The organism is Micromonospora sp. NPDC050200, assembly GCF_040656135.1.
Taxonomy (GTDB): Bacteria; Actinomycetota; Actinomycetes; order Mycobacteriales; family Micromonosporaceae; genus Micromonospora.
Window position 1 is genome coordinate 49,709 of sequence record NZ_JBFALG010000022.1, and the last position, 13,803, is coordinate 63,511.

The window sequence follows — 13,803 nt, forward strand, 5'->3', positions numbered from 1 at the left end:
GGCCGGCCGTGCGGGGACCCCTGGTGGTCATCGGCGACACCCTGCTGGACCGCGACGTCGAGGGCGTGGTGAACCGGCTCTGCCCGGACTCGCCCGTCCCTGTGCTGGACGAGACGACGCACGCCGACCGGCCCGGCGGCGCCGGCCTGGCCGCGGTCTTCGCCGCCGCCCAGGGCGCCGGGGAGGTGGCGCTGGTGACAGCGCTCGCGGACGACGCCGGTGGGGCCCGGCTCAGCTGCCTGCTCACCGCGGCCGGCGTGCAGGTGTACGCGCTGCCCCTGGCGGGGGCCACCCCGGAGAAGATCCGGCTGCGGGCCCGCGGCCGGGTGCTGCTGCGCCACGACCGGGGCGGCTCGGCCGCCGACCCGGGGCAGCCGACCGAGGCGGTGCTCCAGCTGATCGCCGGGGCGTCCGCCGTGCTGGTCAGCGACTACGGCCGGGGCGTCGCCCGGCAGCCCGCGTTGCGCGCCGCGCTCGCCGCGACCCGCGCGCCGGTGGTCTGGGACCCGCACCCGCGCGGGCCGGCGGCGGTGCCCGGGGTCACCCTGGCCACCCCGAACGAGGCGGAGGTACGCGACCTGACCGAGGCCCCGCCCGGCTCGTCCCGGCTGGCCACCGCCTCCCGGGGCGCGCAGGGGCTGCGCGAGCGGTGGCGGGCCGGCGCGGTCGCGGTGACCCTGGGCGGCGACGGCGCGCTGCTCTGCCACGCCGGTGCCACCCCGCTGGTGGTCTCCGCCCCGGTCAACGCCGAGGGGGACACCTGCGGGGCCGGGGACCGGTTCGCCTCGGCGGCCAGCATCGCGCTGGCCCGTGGCGCGCTGGTCTCCGAGGCGGTGCAGGAGGCGGTGGCCGAGGCGTCGGCGTACGTGGCCGGCGGGGGAGTGGCCGCCGCGCTGCCGCCCGAGGTCCGCGCCGCCCCGCCGCTGCCGCTGGGCGGTGGCGGGGAGCGGATCGGGGCCGCCGCGGCCGGCGCGGTGGTGGCCGAGGTCCGCGCCGCCGGGGGCACCGTGGTCGCCACCGGCGGCTGCTTCGACCTGCTGCACGCCGGACACGTGGCGACCCTGCAGGCCGCCCGGCAGCTCGGCGACTGCCTGATCGTCTGCCTGAACTCCGACGCCAGCGTCGCCGGGTTGAAGGGGCCGGAGCGGCCGGTCGTGCCGCAGGGCGACCGGAGTCGACTGCTCGCGGCGCTGAGCTGCGTCGACGCGGTGCTGGTCTTCGACGAGCCGACCCCCGACGCGGCGCTGAGCTGGCTGCGCCCGGACATCTGGGTCAAGGGCGGCGACTACGCCACCGGCGGCGGCGACCCGGCGACCCTGCCCGAGGCCGAGGCGCTGCGCCGCTGGGGCGGGCACACGGTGGTGGTGCCGTACCTGGACGGGCGCTCCACCACCGACATGATCGCGGCGGCCCGCGGCGAGCGCCCCGGGGCGTGTCCCGCCGCCCCCACCGGCGCCGTCCGGCCAGCCGGTGCGCAGCGTCCGACGGCGGAGGGAACGCGATGACCAGCAGTCCACCCGGTGCCGGCCCGACCGTCCTGGTCACCGGCGGATCGAACGGGCTCGGTGCGGCGGTGGTCACCGCGGTTGCCCGGGCCGGCGGCCGGCCGCTGGTGCTGGACCGGCACCGCCCCGGCGACGGGGTGCCCTGGATCGAGTGCGACCTGGCCGACACCCGGGCCGCCGAGGATGCCACCCGGGAGCTGGCCGAGCGCTCCGGCGGCCTCGACGCCGTGGTCACCGCGGCCGGCACGGACGTGCCCGGCAAGCTCGCCGACGTGCCCCGGGAGACCTGGGAGCGGATCGTCACGGTCGACCTGCTCGCCACGGTGGCGGTGGTCCGGGCGGCGCTGCCGTACCTGGAGGCGTCCCGGGGCGGGATCGTCACGGTCGCTTCCACCCTCGGCGTGAAGGCGGTCAGCGACGCCACCGCGTACTGCGCGGCGAAGTTCGGGGTGGTCGGCTTCACCCGCGCGCTCGCCGCCGAGCTCGCCGGCCGGGTCAATGTGACCCTGCTGATCCCCGGCGGGATGCGCACCGCCTTCTTCGACGAGCGCCACCCGCAGTACCGGCCCGGCCCGGACGCCGCGCTCAACGATCCGGCCGACACCGCCGCCGCGGTGATGTTCGCGCTCTCCCAGCCGTCCGGCTGCGCGGTACGGGAGCTGGTGGTCTGCGCCGAGCAGGAGAGCTCGTACCCGTGATCCTCGTGCTCCGCGCCCTCGGCGTGGGCGACCTGGCCACGGCGGTGCCGGCGCTGCGGGCGCTGCGGGTCGCGTACCCCGACCGGGAGCTGGCGCTGGCGGCGCCGGCCTGGCTGGGGCCGCTGGTCGACCTGGTCGGCGGCGTCGACCGGCTGCTGCCCACCGACGGCCTCGGCCCCCGGCCGTGGCCGCCCCCGCCGGTCGCGGTCAACCTGCACGGGCGCGGCCCCCGCTCGCACCGGCTGCTGGCCGGCGCGGGACGGCTGCTGGCGTTCCGCTGCCCCGAGGCCGGCCACCTGGACGGCCCGCGGTGGCGCGCCGGGGAGCACGAGGTGCACCGCTGGTGCCGGCTGCTGGCCTGGTACGGCATCCCCGCCGACCCCGGCGACCTCGCGCTGCGCCGGCCGGCGGCGGGCCGGACGCCGACCGGTGTCACCGTCGTCCACCCGGGCAGCAAGGTGCCCGAGAAGCGCTGGCCGGCCGCCCGCTTCGCCGCCCTCGCCCGGGGAGTCGCCGACCGTGGACACCGGGTGGTGGTGACCGGCTCCGCCGACGAGCGGGAGCTGGCGGAGCGGGTGGCCGCCGAAGCCGGACTGCCCGGGTCCGCCGTCCTGGCCGGCGGGACCGACCTGGGCGAGTTGGCCGCCCTGGTCGCCCACGCCCGTCTGGTGGTCAGCGGTGACACCGGCGTCGGTCACCTCGCCACCGCCTACGCCACCCCCTCGGTGCTGCTCTTCGGCCCGGTCCCGCCGGCCGAGTGGGGCCCGCCGGCGGGCCGGCCCCGGCACCGGGTGCTCTGGAGCGGAGCGCGGGACTGGCCCGCCCGGCCCGGGGTGGGTAGCCACCCGTCGTTGGCGGGGCTGCCGGTGGACCGGGTGTTGGCCGCCGTGGAAGAGGCCGAAGAGGCGGTGCGGATCTCCGGTGCGATTGCGGCGTAGTGATCCGGGCCGGGCGGGGTACGGGCGCCGCCGGGCCGGCAAGGGCTGGGTGTTCCTCGACGCCCGGGGCGGACCGGTCCGCGACCGCGACGAGCTGGCCCGGCTGCGCGGGCTGGTCATCCCGCCCGCCTGGCAGGACGTCTGGATCTCGCCGTACCTGAACGGGCACATTCAGGCGACCGGCGTCGACGCGGCCGGACGCAAGCAGTACCTCTACCACCCGGAGTGGCGGCGCAGGCGCGACGAGGCGAAGTTCGACCACGTGCTGGAGGTCGCCCACCGGTTGCCGGTGCTGCGCGAGCGGATCGCGGACGACCTGGGCAAGCGCGGCCTGAACCGGGACCGGGTGCTGGCCACCGTCGCCCGGCTGCTGGACATGGGGATGTTCCGGGTCGGCAACGACCAGTACGCGGTCGGCGAGGACGCCACCTTCGGGGTCTCCACCCTGCGCCCCGAGCACGCCCGCTCCCGGGGCGGCTGTGTCGTCTTCGAGTTCCCCGCCAAGGGCGGCGTCGAGCAGGTCCGCCGGATCGAGGACGCGGAGCTGTGCCGGGTGCTGACCAACCTGCGCCGGCGGCGTCGGGCGGAGGAACGCCTCTTCGGCTACTGGGACGGGCGGCAGTGGCGCGACGTGCGCAGCGACGAGGTCAACGAGTACCTGCGCGACGGCAGCGGCGGGGAGATGACCGCGAAGGACTTCCGTACGTGGCATGCGACGGTGCTGGCGGCGACCGAGCTGGCCACCGCCGGCGTGCAGCGTTCCGCGGCGGCTCGCAGGAGGGCGGTCGCCGGGGTGATGAAGGAGGTGGCCGAGCTGCTGGGCAACACCCCGACCGTGGCCCGGACCTCCTACGTGGACCCGCGGGTGGTCGACCTCTACCACGACGGGGTGGTGGCGCCGGTCCGGCCGGGCACCCCGAAGCCCGAGGCGGAGCGGACGGTCCTGGAGCTGCTGGAGGAGGCCTGACCGGCCCCGTCGCCGGTCCTGGGGGGGAGTGAGCGGCGGGGCCGGGGTCGGTGCGGCCGGGGGAAAGCCGGGCGGCGGCGTCTCCCACGCGGCACCGGGGCGGCCGCCCGTGACGCGGACGTCACGGGCGCCACGCCGCGGTCCCCCGTTACCCGGTGGTCGACACGCGACTGCCGGCCGCCGGCCCGCAGTCAGTATGTCGACGTCGAGTTGACGACGGACGCCGCGTCGTTGACGATCCGTGCCTGTTCCCGCCCGGCCGCGCGGTAGCCCTGCGGGGTCTCGCCGTAGGCGGCGCGGAAGGCGCGGCTGAAGACCGCCTTGTCGCGGAAGCCCCAGCGGGCGGCGACGGCCTGGACCGGCCGGTGCGCCTGCGCCGGGTCGGCGAGGTCGCGGCGGCACCGCTCCAGGCGCAGGTCCCGCACGTACGACGCCACGGTGGCCTCCTCCGCCTCGAAGAGCCGGTGCAGGGTACGCACCGAGACGTGGTGCGCGTCGGCGATCGTCTGCGGGCTCAGCGTGGCATCGCCCAGGTGCCGCTGGACGAAGCCGCGCACCTGGGCGAGCAGTGCCCGGCGGCGTGCTTCCCGGGGCACCGCGTCCTCGGCGACCAGGTGTCGGCCGAGCATGGTGGCGATCAGGTCGAGAGCGGTCGCGCCGAGTCGCTCGGCGTCCGCCGCGTGGTACTGCTCCGCATGGCTGGTGAGCTGGACCAGGTACTGCGCCAGCAGGGCGCCCACCCCCTCGGTGCCGGACATCCGGCCGGCGAGCAGGGGAGCGAGCCGGTCCGGGGGCAGTGGCAGCGCGCCGTACGGGATCAGGGCCACCACGGAGCTGGCGAGCCCGCCCTGCTCGCCCTCGTGGCTGACCCGGTGCGGGCGCGACCCGTCGTAGAAGGTGAACTCCCGCGGCCCGATCACGCTCTGTCGCCCGGCCTGCCCGGACGCGCCGGTGCCGGTGGTGGTCAGGGCGAGCAGGAAGTAGTCCACCTCGGTCTGCCGGGCCAGCTTCGCGGTCCGGACGGCGTCCAGCGAGGGATAGCGGTAGTTCACCAGCTGGATCGGCCCGAGGGGGATGATCTCGGCGCGGGCGGTGAAGTCGTCGGCGTGCGCGGACCGCATCCGCAGCGGCGAGGCGGTGCGGGCGACGAGGTCGAGCCACATTCCGAACCGTTCGCGCGGCGGCAGCGCCTCGGTGTCGATGACGGTCCGGTTCAGCATCTCCCCACCTTCGGCGTCGGCCCCGCGTGTCCGGTCCATTGTCGGCGACGGCGGGGCGGCCGGGCGAGGGGCCGGAGACGGCGGATCCGCGCGCCCGTCGGGCGCGCGGATCCGTGGCCGTACCGCTCAGTCGTTGAGCACGTGCGAGAGCCGGTCCCGGAAGCGTCGTTCCGAGTCGCTGACCTGGTCACCGCCGAGGCCGAGGAGCCCGCCGCTGGGGGCGGCGACGACCACCTGCTCGGCGATCTCCACCAGCCAGTGCCGGTACGCCCCGGCCTCGCCCTCGTCCACCCGGGCGGCCAGCAGGGCCGACGCCTGGCCGGCCCGGGCCAGCACGTCGTCGATCAGGCCCTGCGGGTCGGCCGGCTCGATGACCGGCAGCTCCTCGCCGGCCTCGGGGTCGCCCACCTGGGACACGATCTCCCCGGCGACCGCCGCGACCAGCGGGTTGGCCGACTCGCGGCCGGTGGAGATGATCTCCAGCCCGGCGGCGGTCTCGGCCCGGGTGCGCCGGCTGCCGTCGGACTCCGCGGCGCTGGCCGCGGTCAGGACCGCCTGCGGCAGGCCGACCAGCAGCCCCCACTCCTCGTCGGAGAACCCGAACCGGGTGTACGCCGGCTGTTCGATCACGACTGAGCCCCTCTCGCCCTGGTCAATGTCTGTTCGGTGCTGCGCGCGGCGTGCCGGCGCCCGGCTCAGGCTAGTCCAGCGTGAGCTGGCCCTGTTCCGACACCACGGGCAGGCTCCGCGCCGCGCGGCGCAACGTCGTCGGCGGCGCAACGTCGTCGAGTGCATGGACAGCTTCATCGAGGGCCGGAGGTACCCGAATTGATCAGACCCGAAACCGTTGACACCGGCCGATCCGCCCATTCATTATGAACGGACGCTCATGAACGTGCGTTCATAATCGGGAGGGTCGATGGAAGTGGTCGTCAACAAGCACCAGGCGCAGGCGTGGAACGGCTACGAGGGCCGGCACTGGGCCCAGCACCACGACCGCTACGACGCGGTGAATGCCGGCTTCAACGCTCCGCTGCTGGCGTACGTCCGGCCCGGCGACCGGGTGCTCGACGTCGGCTGCGGCAACGGGCAGCTGACCCGGCTGGCCGCTCGTCGGGCTGGCGACGGCCACGCGGCGGGGATCGACCTCTCCGCCCCGATGCTCGACCGGGCCCGGGCCGGCGCGGCGGAGGGGCAGGTGGACAACGTCCGCTTCATCCGCGGTGACGCCCAGGTGCACCCGCTGCCGGATGCCGCGTTCGACGTGGTCCTCAGCCGGTTCGGGGTGATGTTCTTCGCCGATCCGGTCGCCGCCTTCGGCAACCTCGCCCGCGCGCTGCGCCCCGGCGGCCGGCTCGCCTTCGTCTGCCTCGACGACCTCCGCCACAGCGACCTCGGGCGGGTGCTCGCCGCACTGGTGGCCCGCCTGCCGCACCCGGGCACCGACGGCACGGGCACCGCCGAGCCGCTCTCCCTCGCCGACCCGGCGGTCGTCCGGCGGGTCCTCGCCGACGCCGGCCTCACCGAGGTCGAGTGCGCGCCGGTCGAGGCGTCCCAGCTCTGGGGCCGCGACGCCGCCGACGCCGGGGAGTTCCTCGGTGGCTGGGGACCCGTGCGGCACCAGCTCGACCGGGTCGACCCGGCCACCGCGTCGGGGGCGCGCGCCGCGCTGACCGACGCGCTGCGCCCCTACGAGGGCTCCGACGGGGTACGCCTGCGCGGCACCGGCTGGCTGGTCACCGCCCGCCGCCCGGCGTGACGCGCGCGGCGCCCCGCCTGCCTTCCTCGCGGCCGGGACGGGGCACGGGGCCCGTCGCGACCGGGTGGCGGGTCCGCGTGGCGGGCCGCCGGCGGCCCTAGGATGCCGGTGATGTCACCGAGGAGAGCCGCGGCGCTGCGCGGCGGCGACCAGAGCCTGCGCGACCACCTGATCGCCGCCGCGCGACGGCTGGTCGCCCGGCGCGGCACCGTCGGGCTGACCGTCCGCGACATCGCCCGCGAGGCCCAGGTGGCCGACGGGGTGCTCTACAACCACTTCGCCGACAAGGAGGAGCTGCTCGCGTACGCGCTGCACGCGCACGTGCGGGCCGCCGAGGCGGCGTTGGAGGACGCGCCCCCGCGGCCGGGTGCGGGCACGGTGGCGGCGAACCTGCGGACGTACCTGTCGCGGGCGCTGGCGCTGCACGCGGCGATCCTGCCGGCCATGGCGGGCGTGTTCACCCAGCCCGGGGTGCTCGCCCGCCTGGTCGAGCTGCCGAACCCGATGGGCGGCGGGGCCGGACTGCGGGTCGAGCTCGCCGGCTACGTCCGCGCCGAGCAGGAGCTTGGGCGGGTGGCGCCGGACGCCAGCGCCGAGGCGGTCGCCGCGCTGGTCGTCGGCGTCTGCCACGACCTCGTGCTGAGCCACCTGCTCGACCCCGCCGGCCCGGCGCCGGAGCCCTCACCCGAGCTGGTCGACGACCTGGTCCGCACGCTCCTGCGAGGCGTCACTCCACCCGCGGGATGATGATCGTCCGGGGAACCCGATCCGGGCGGCCGGTCGTCCCGGCAGAGCGCAGGCGATCAGGGCATGGGGCTGATGGGTGGGCGTGGTCAGGCCATCCGGAAGACCGGGCCGCGCGGGGTGAACGGCAGCCGAGCGCCCGCCGGCACCAGGAACGCGTGGTCGCGCCGGACGCGCAGCACGTCACACTCCCCGTCGGTGACGACCAGGATCGGACCGTCCGACGGGAAGTCGTCGGCCCGCTCCAGCAGCCGGATCCCCGGTTGCAGCACGGTGCCGCCCCGGCCGCGTACCCGCACCCGGCCGGCGATCTCCGCCACCGGCAGGTAGCCGGCGTCGTAGGCGACGGCGTCGCAGAACACCACCCGGGCGGCCGGCACGTCCCGGGCCAGCGCGTACGAGGCGACCGCACCGAGCGCCCGCCCCATCAGCCGGGCGCTCATCGAGCCCGAGGTGTCCAGCACCACCCCGAACGTCGGCCGGCGCTCCCGCTCCTCCGGCCGGTGCCAGCCGGGGCGGGGGATGCCCGGGGTGCCGGCCTGGCGGCGGGACGGGCGGGCGTACGAGCGCTGCCGCTCGCGGGCCGGGAAGCGCTCGTCGAACCAGCGGGCCAGTTGCACGTCCCACGGCGGGGGCGGCGCGTCGAGCACCCGGATCTCGGCCACCAGGCCGGCCGGGAGCAGCCCGCGCCCGGCCGACTCGTGGAACGCCAGCCCGCTGGTTAGCGCGCGGCGGTAGTACTCGTCCAGGTCGACCCCCCGGCGCGCCTCACCGGGCCCGGGCGCCCGCTCGCCGAGCATGTCGCCCAGCCCGGCGCCGCGCAGGGTGGCGAGCTTGCGGTGCCGGCGCAGGTCGGTGGCGAGCCGGTCGTAGACCGCCTCGCTCGACAGGCCGCGCAGCTGCGGGTCGTGCAGCAGCCCGTCCGGCATGGCGCCGACCGCCATCTCCACCAGCCAGCCGTTGATGACGTAGTCGGTGGCGACGTTCCACAGGTACGGGTCGCGGTGCGCCACCCGGTCGGCGTGCCGCAGCGCGGCGTGCAGCATCTCGTGGGCCAGAACGAACCGGCACTCCTCCTCCGGCATCGCCCGCAGCGGGTTGACGTAGATCTCCCCGGCGTGCGCGTCGACCGCCGCGACCGAGATCTGCCACGAGCGGGCCAGCTCGACGTCGGCGACGATCCGGAAACCGGCGGCCAGCGCCCCCAGCAGCGGATACGACGAGACGAACCAGCGGCGCGCCCGCTCCCAGACGGTGGCGTGGGTCAGGCGCCCGGGGCCCGGTCTCGGCGCGCCGGCGGCCTCCACCGCCGCGCTGGCCGCCGCCGCCAGCCCGACGGCGAACCGCTCCGGCCAGGTCTGCCAGCGGACGCCGGCCGGCGGCTGCCAGCCGTACCGGTCGGTCGGTCGGGGGCGGCGGTCGATGTCGCCGCCGTGCCCGCCGACGCCGCAGTCGGCGTACCCGTCGGGCACGCCGCTCTCCCGCCACCGCGCGGCCAGCCGGGCCTCGTCGCCGGCGGGCAGCGGGGTGGGCAGCTCCCTCGGCGGCCGGCCCAACCTGGCGTCGTGCTGGAACCGGGCCACCACCAGGCAGGCGGCGGCCTGGTCGGCCCGGTCGGCCGGATCCTCCCGCTCCGGGTCGAGGTGGCCGAAGCCGAGGTGCAGCAGGCAGTGCACGAGCACCCAGTACCACTCGTCGGCGTCGGCGCGACGCCGCCGGTTGACCACGATCTTCCCGTCCTCGCGGACCCGCGCCCACCCCCGCCGGTCGTCGAGTTCGTCGTCGTCGCACCAGGCGAACCAGGCGTTGCGCGCGCCGCTGGAGGAGAAGAGCGGCCGGAACATCGGGTGCGCGGCCACCCGCTGCTTGGCCTGGAGGAACGCCTCCTCGTTCGGGTCCGGCTTCCGGCCGGCGCGTCGTCGGGTGGCCACCGGTCAGGCCCGGGCCGCGACCAGCCGGGGCAGGTCCCGGGTCACCTCGACCAGGAACCAGGCCGGCAGCACCGGCATCCCGTCGTCGTCGGTGGCGACGACCAGCTGGGCGCACTCCAGGGAGATCTCGGCCAGCTCGACCAGCAGGCCCTTGGCGCGCAGGGCGAAGTCGCGGACCGTGCGGGAGGCGTGGTCGCGGTCGGCCGGCAGCTCCTTGACCAGCCGCGCCCGGAACGCCTCGGCGAAGAAGTAGAGCAGGTCCCGGTCGGTCGCCGCGCGCGGCCAGCCGGCGTCGCCCCGGACGATGGCGTCCAGGCCGTACCGGTGGCGCACCGTCTTGACGTACGCGGCGAAGCCGGCGGCGTGCTGCCCGGTGAGGGTGCCGGCCGCGAGCAGTCGTACGGTCGCCTCGTCGACGCCCTCGCCGAAGGAGCGCAGCGCGTCGGAGAGCATGTGCCAGCTGCGCGGGGTGGAGAACGGCTCCTCGGTCTTCGGCGGCGCCACCCACAGCTGGTCGGGGCGCTCGGTCAGGTAGTCGAGCACCCACGGGTGCAGGCCCGCGCCGGCAGCCCAGGCCAGCCAGTCGGTGGCCGAGGCCCGCAGGTGCACGTGTACCAGCCGGTTGACCAGCGCGGACGCCATCGGCCGGGCGAGCGCGTTGTCGGTGGCCCGGTTGCCGGCGCCGATCACGATCGAGCCCTCCGGCAGCTCGTAGGAGCCGATCCGGCGGTCCAGGATCAGCGAGTAGAACGCCTTCTGCACCTCCGGGCTGGAGGAGTTGAGCTCGTCCAGGAAGAGGCAGTACGGCTCGGTGCGGGCGATCGACTCGGGCGGGGCGAAGCGGCTGCGCCCGTCGCGCAGCTCCGGGACGCCGATCAGGTCCTCGGCGGCGAGCTGGGTGCCGACCAGCGTCACGCAGGGCAGGCCGAGCGATTCGGCGAAGGCCCGGACCAGCGAACTCTTGCCGATGCCGGGCGCGCCCCAGACGAAGACGGGCCGGACCACGGCCACGTGCAGCAGCAGCGTGGGCAGTTCGGCCGGGGTCACCGTGAGGGCGGAGTGCACGCCGATCATGATCGGCGCGCGGGTCGGGGCGGCGCACCCGATTATCGCGGTGGTCCGGGCCGGCGCCCCGGCCGTCCCGGACGCCCCGGGTCAGCGCAGGCGGGGCAGCACCTCGCGCTGGTAGAGGTCGAACAGGCCCTGCGTGTGCGGGCCGGTGTTGGCCACGTAGACCTCGTCGAAGCCGGCCTCGGCGTACTGGTCGATCATCTCCAGGTGCGCGTCGGCGCTGTTGCCGCAGACGAACGACTCCTTCATCATCTCCGGCTCGACCAACTGGGCGACCTGTTCGAAGTGGCGCGGGGAGGGGAGCACCTGGGACAGCTCGCCCGGCACGACGGCGTTGGGCCACTTCTCGTACGCGAGCCGCGCCCCGGCGTCCTCGCTGCCGGCGTACGCCGCCTTGAAGCCGGCCTGGCACGGCTTGTCGCCGCCGCCGTTCTCCCGGTACCGGCGGACCAGTTCGGCGTCGGGCATGGTGCTGAGGTAGCCGTCGCCGATCCGGGCGGCCAGGTCCACCGCCTTCGGGCCGAATCCCGAGACGTGGATCGGCGGGGGCGCGTCGGGCAGCGTGTAGACCCGGGCGTGCTCGACGGTGTAGTGCTTGCCGTGGTGGTTGACGAACCCGCCCCGCCACAGCTCGCGCATCACCTCGACCGCCTCCTCCAGCATCGCCAGCCGGACGTCGGCCTGCGGCCAGGCGTCGCCGAGGATGTGCTCGTTGAGCGCCTCGCCGGTGCCGACGCCGAGCACGAACCGCCCGGAGTGCAGCACCGCGCTGGTGGCCGCGGCCTGGGCGAGCACCGCCGGGTGGATGCGGACGGTCGGGCAGGTCACCGCGGTGGTGACGGGCAGCGAGCAGACCTGGCTGAGCGCGCCGATGGTCGACCAGACGAAGGGGCTCTGCCCCTGCGCGTCCAACCACGGGTGGTAGTGGTCCGAGATCCACAGCGCCTCGAACCCGGCCCGTTCGGCGCCGCGCGCCTGCTCCAGCAGCTCCGCCGGGGTGTACTCCTCGCTGGACAGGAAGTAGCCGATCTTCATCGTTCCCCCTCGCCGTCGCCGTCGCCCGTCGCCGGTCGCGTCGGGCCGACCGGGATGCCGTACCCGGGACGGCGGAGGATCAGTCTCAGCGGCGGCCGAACATGGCCCGGATGGCGGCGAGCAGCAGCAGGCCCCCGACCACCACGCCGAGCAGGCGTACGCCGGGGATGTCGGCCGGTGAGGTGGCGTCGGCGAGCGGCAGCAGATCCATTCCCGCACTGTCGCACGCTGCCCCGGGCGGCGCCAGGCGGTAACAGTAAGGTTTATTGACTATTTCAATGCCCGGTGTGACCATGGCAGCACCGCGACGGCGACGGGCCGTCGGAGACCACACGGGGGTACGGGGGCCGCATGAGCGAGCGAACCATCGGGCACGACGCCTCCGAGCCTCATGCCGCCGCCGACCGACGGGCGGCGGCGTCGTGAGCGAGCGCAACCTGGCGGGCCTGGCGGCCGCCGTCCTGCAGCCCGGTTTCGTCGGCACCACCCCGCCCGACTGGGTCCGCCGGTGGCTCGGTGAGGGGCTCGGCGCCGTGGTCCTCTTCGCCCGCAACGTCGTCGACCCCGGCCAGCTCGCCGCGCTCACCGCCACCCTGCGCGCCGAACGCCCCGACCTGCTGGTCGCCATCGACGAGGAGGCCGGCGACGTCACCCGGATCGAGTCGGCGCTGGGCAGCTCCCGCCCGGGCAACTTCGCCCTCGGCGCCGTCGACGACCCGGAGCTGACCGAGGAGGTGGCCCGGGACCTCGGCGCCGACCTCGCCGCGCTCGGCGTCACCCTCAACTACGCCCCGGACGCCGACGTCAACAACAACCCGGCCAACCCGGTGATCGGCGTACGGTCCTTCGGCGCCGACCCGCAGCTGGTCGCCCGGCACACCGCCGCCTGGGTGCGCGGCCTCCAGTCCGCCGGCGTCGCCGCCTGCGCCAAGCACTTCCCCGGCCACGGCGACACCCGGGTCGACTCGCACCACGACCTGCCCCGCATCGGGGCCAGCCGGGCCCGCCTCGACGCCGGCGAGCTGGTCCCGTTCCGGGCCGCCGTGGCGGCCGGCGTGCAGGCCGTGATGACCGGGCACCTGCTGGTGCCCGCCCTCGACGCGGAGCTGCCGGCCACCCTCAGCCCCCACATCCTCGGCGACCTGCTCCGCGGCGAGCTGGGCTTCTCCGGCGTGGTGGTCACCGACGCGGTGGAGATGCGCGCCGTCACCGACCGGTACGGCTTCGCCGGCGCGGCCGTGCGCGCCCTCGCCGCCGGGGCCGACGCGGTCTGCGTCGGCGGCGAGCGGGCCGGCGAGGACGCCGCCCGGCACCTGCGCGACGCCGTCGTCGCCGCCGTCGTCGCGGGGGAACTGCCCGAGGAACGGCTGGCCGAGGCGGCCAAGCGGGTCGGTCAGCTCGCCGCCTGGACGGTGGCCGCCCGCGCCGACCGTCCGGCCCCGGGCGTGCTGCCCGCCGACGGCTCGCCGGTCGGCCTGGCCGCCGCGCGCCGGGCGCTGCGGGTCAGCGGCGCCGCCGGTGACCTGCCACTGGCCGCCCCCGCCCACGTGGTGGAGTTCGCCCCGCCCCGCAACATCGCCATCGGTCCGGAGACCCCGTGGGGCATCGCCGCCCCGCTGGCCGCGCTGCGGCCCGGCACCACCGGCGCGCGGTTCGCCGAGGCCGAGGTGCCGGCGGAGCCGATCACCGGGACGGACGGCCGGCCGCTCGTCCTGGTCGTCCGCGACCTGCACCGCCACGACTGGATGCAAGCCGCCGTCACGCGGGCCCTCGCCGCCCGGCCGGACGCCGTCGTGGTGGAGCTGGGCGTGCCCGAGCTGGTCGTCGGCCGGGTGCACGTGGCCACCCACGGCGCCACCCGCGCCGGCACGCGGGCCGCCGCCGAACTGCTCGCCGGCCCCCGCTGACCCCGCCGCCCGGCGGGAGATCCACTCC

The 13,803-nt window shown here is 76.4% G+C and carries 13 protein-coding genes; 7 read left to right on the forward strand and 6 right to left on the reverse strand.

Annotation, left to right across the window (positions count from 1 at the left end; genetic code table 11):
• Window positions 1-8: 8 nt before the first annotated feature.
• Genes AB0I41_RS16875 through AB0I41_RS16890 form a run of 4 tightly spaced genes read left to right on the forward strand, consistent with a single transcriptional unit; the run spans window position 9 to window position 4,108 of the window.
• Window positions 9-1,505, forward strand: coding sequence for a PfkB family carbohydrate kinase (locus AB0I41_RS16875; RefSeq protein WP_357107829.1), 1,497 nt, complete (start codon window positions 9-11; stop codon window positions 1,503-1,505).
• The gene (locus AB0I41_RS16880) at window positions 1,502-2,203 is read left to right on the forward strand and encodes an SDR family oxidoreductase (RefSeq protein ID WP_357107832.1); all 702 of its coding nucleotides are present in this window, start codon (window positions 1,502-1,504) and stop codon (window positions 2,201-2,203) included. The genes AB0I41_RS16875 and AB0I41_RS16880 overlap by 4 nt, the downstream gene beginning before the upstream one ends.
• A complete protein-coding gene (locus AB0I41_RS16885) occupies window positions 2,200-3,141 on the forward strand; it encodes a glycosyltransferase family 9 protein (RefSeq protein ID WP_357107835.1) in 942 nt (313 codons plus the stop codon). The genes AB0I41_RS16880 and AB0I41_RS16885 overlap by 4 nt, the downstream gene beginning before the upstream one ends.
• Complete coding sequence (locus AB0I41_RS16890) at window positions 3,125-4,108, forward strand: DNA topoisomerase IB (RefSeq protein ID WP_357107838.1); 984 nt, start codon at window positions 3,125-3,127, stop codon at window positions 4,106-4,108. The genes AB0I41_RS16885 and AB0I41_RS16890 overlap by 17 nt, the downstream gene beginning before the upstream one ends.
• Before the next feature lie 191 nt (window positions 4,109-4,299).
• Here AB0I41_RS16890 and AB0I41_RS16895 read toward each other — a convergent pair whose 3' ends face one another.
• A complete protein-coding gene (locus AB0I41_RS16895) occupies window positions 4,300-5,328 on the reverse strand; it encodes a helix-turn-helix domain-containing protein (protein ID WP_357107841.1) in 1,029 nt (342 codons plus the stop codon).
• Window positions 5,329-5,454: 126 nt separating this feature from the next.
• Window positions 5,455-5,958 (reverse strand): hypothetical protein, encoded by a 504-nt coding sequence (locus AB0I41_RS16900; RefSeq protein WP_357107843.1) that lies wholly within the window; start codon window positions 5,956-5,958, stop codon window positions 5,455-5,457.
• Between the two features lie 289 nt (window positions 5,959-6,247).
• Between AB0I41_RS16900 and AB0I41_RS16905 the strand changes: the two genes are divergently transcribed.
• Window positions 6,248-7,087 carry a methyltransferase domain-containing protein gene (locus tag AB0I41_RS16905; RefSeq protein WP_357107846.1) on the forward strand — a complete coding sequence of 280 codons (840 nt, stop codon included), beginning with the start codon at window positions 6,248-6,250 and terminating at the stop codon, window positions 7,085-7,087.
• A gap of 111 nt (window positions 7,088-7,198) precedes the next feature.
• The gene (locus AB0I41_RS16910; RefSeq protein WP_357107849.1) at window positions 7,199-7,834 is read left to right on the forward strand and encodes a TetR/AcrR family transcriptional regulator; all 636 of its coding nucleotides are present in this window, start codon (window positions 7,199-7,201) and stop codon (window positions 7,832-7,834) included.
• Between the two features lie 86 nt (window positions 7,835-7,920).
• Here the strand turns inward: AB0I41_RS16910 and AB0I41_RS16915 are convergent, their stop codons facing one another.
• The 4 genes from AB0I41_RS16915 to AB0I41_RS16930 form a co-directional block, all read right to left on the reverse strand.
• A complete protein-coding gene (locus AB0I41_RS16915; RefSeq protein ID WP_357107973.1) occupies window positions 7,921-9,675 on the reverse strand; it encodes a hypothetical protein in 1,755 nt (584 codons plus the stop codon).
• Window positions 9,676-9,765: 90 nt separating this feature from the next.
• Complete coding sequence (locus AB0I41_RS16920; RefSeq protein ID WP_357107975.1) at window positions 9,766-10,809, reverse strand: MoxR family ATPase; 1,044 nt, start codon at window positions 10,807-10,809, stop codon at window positions 9,766-9,768.
• Window positions 10,810-10,917: 108 nt separating this feature from the next.
• Window positions 10,918-11,868, reverse strand: a complete 951-nt coding sequence (locus AB0I41_RS16925) for a TIGR03557 family F420-dependent LLM class oxidoreductase (protein ID WP_357107851.1) — start codon at window positions 11,866-11,868, stop codon at window positions 10,918-10,920.
• 85 nt (window positions 11,869-11,953) lie between these two features.
• Window positions 11,954-12,079, reverse strand: coding sequence for a hypothetical protein (locus AB0I41_RS16930; protein WP_357107854.1), 126 nt, complete (start codon window positions 12,077-12,079; stop codon window positions 11,954-11,956).
• A 211-nt stretch (window positions 12,080-12,290) separates the two neighbouring features.
• Here AB0I41_RS16930 and AB0I41_RS16935 point away from each other — a divergent pair, with 211 nt between their 5' ends.
• Window positions 12,291-13,775, forward strand: coding sequence for a glycoside hydrolase family 3 N-terminal domain-containing protein (locus AB0I41_RS16935; protein ID WP_357107857.1), 1,485 nt, complete (start codon window positions 12,291-12,293; stop codon window positions 13,773-13,775).
• The last annotated feature ends 28 nt before the right edge of the window (window positions 13,776-13,803 follow it).

Coding starts and splice junctions, on each gene's coding strand:
- AB0I41_RS16930 (WP_357107854.1), bottom strand. CDS start 12,079: ATGGATCTGCTGCCGCTCGCCGACGCCACCTCACCGGCCGACATCCCC.
- AB0I41_RS16915 (WP_357107973.1), bottom strand. CDS start 9,675: ATGTTCCGGCCGCTCTTCTCCTCCAGCGGCGCGCGCAACGCCTGGTTC.
- AB0I41_RS16910 (WP_357107849.1), top strand. CDS start 7,199: ATGTCACCGAGGAGAGCCGCGGCGCTGCGCGGCGGCGACCAGAGCCTG.
- AB0I41_RS16895 (WP_357107841.1), bottom strand. CDS start 5,328: ATGCTGAACCGGACCGTCATCGACACCGAGGCGCTGCCGCCGCGCGAA.
- AB0I41_RS16925 (WP_357107851.1), bottom strand. CDS start 11,868: ATGAAGATCGGCTACTTCCTGTCCAGCGAGGAGTACACCCCGGCGGAG.
- AB0I41_RS16880 (WP_357107832.1), top strand. CDS start 1,502: ATGACCAGCAGTCCACCCGGTGCCGGCCCGACCGTCCTGGTCACCGGC.
- AB0I41_RS16905 (WP_357107846.1), top strand. CDS start 6,248: ATGGAAGTGGTCGTCAACAAGCACCAGGCGCAGGCGTGGAACGGCTAC.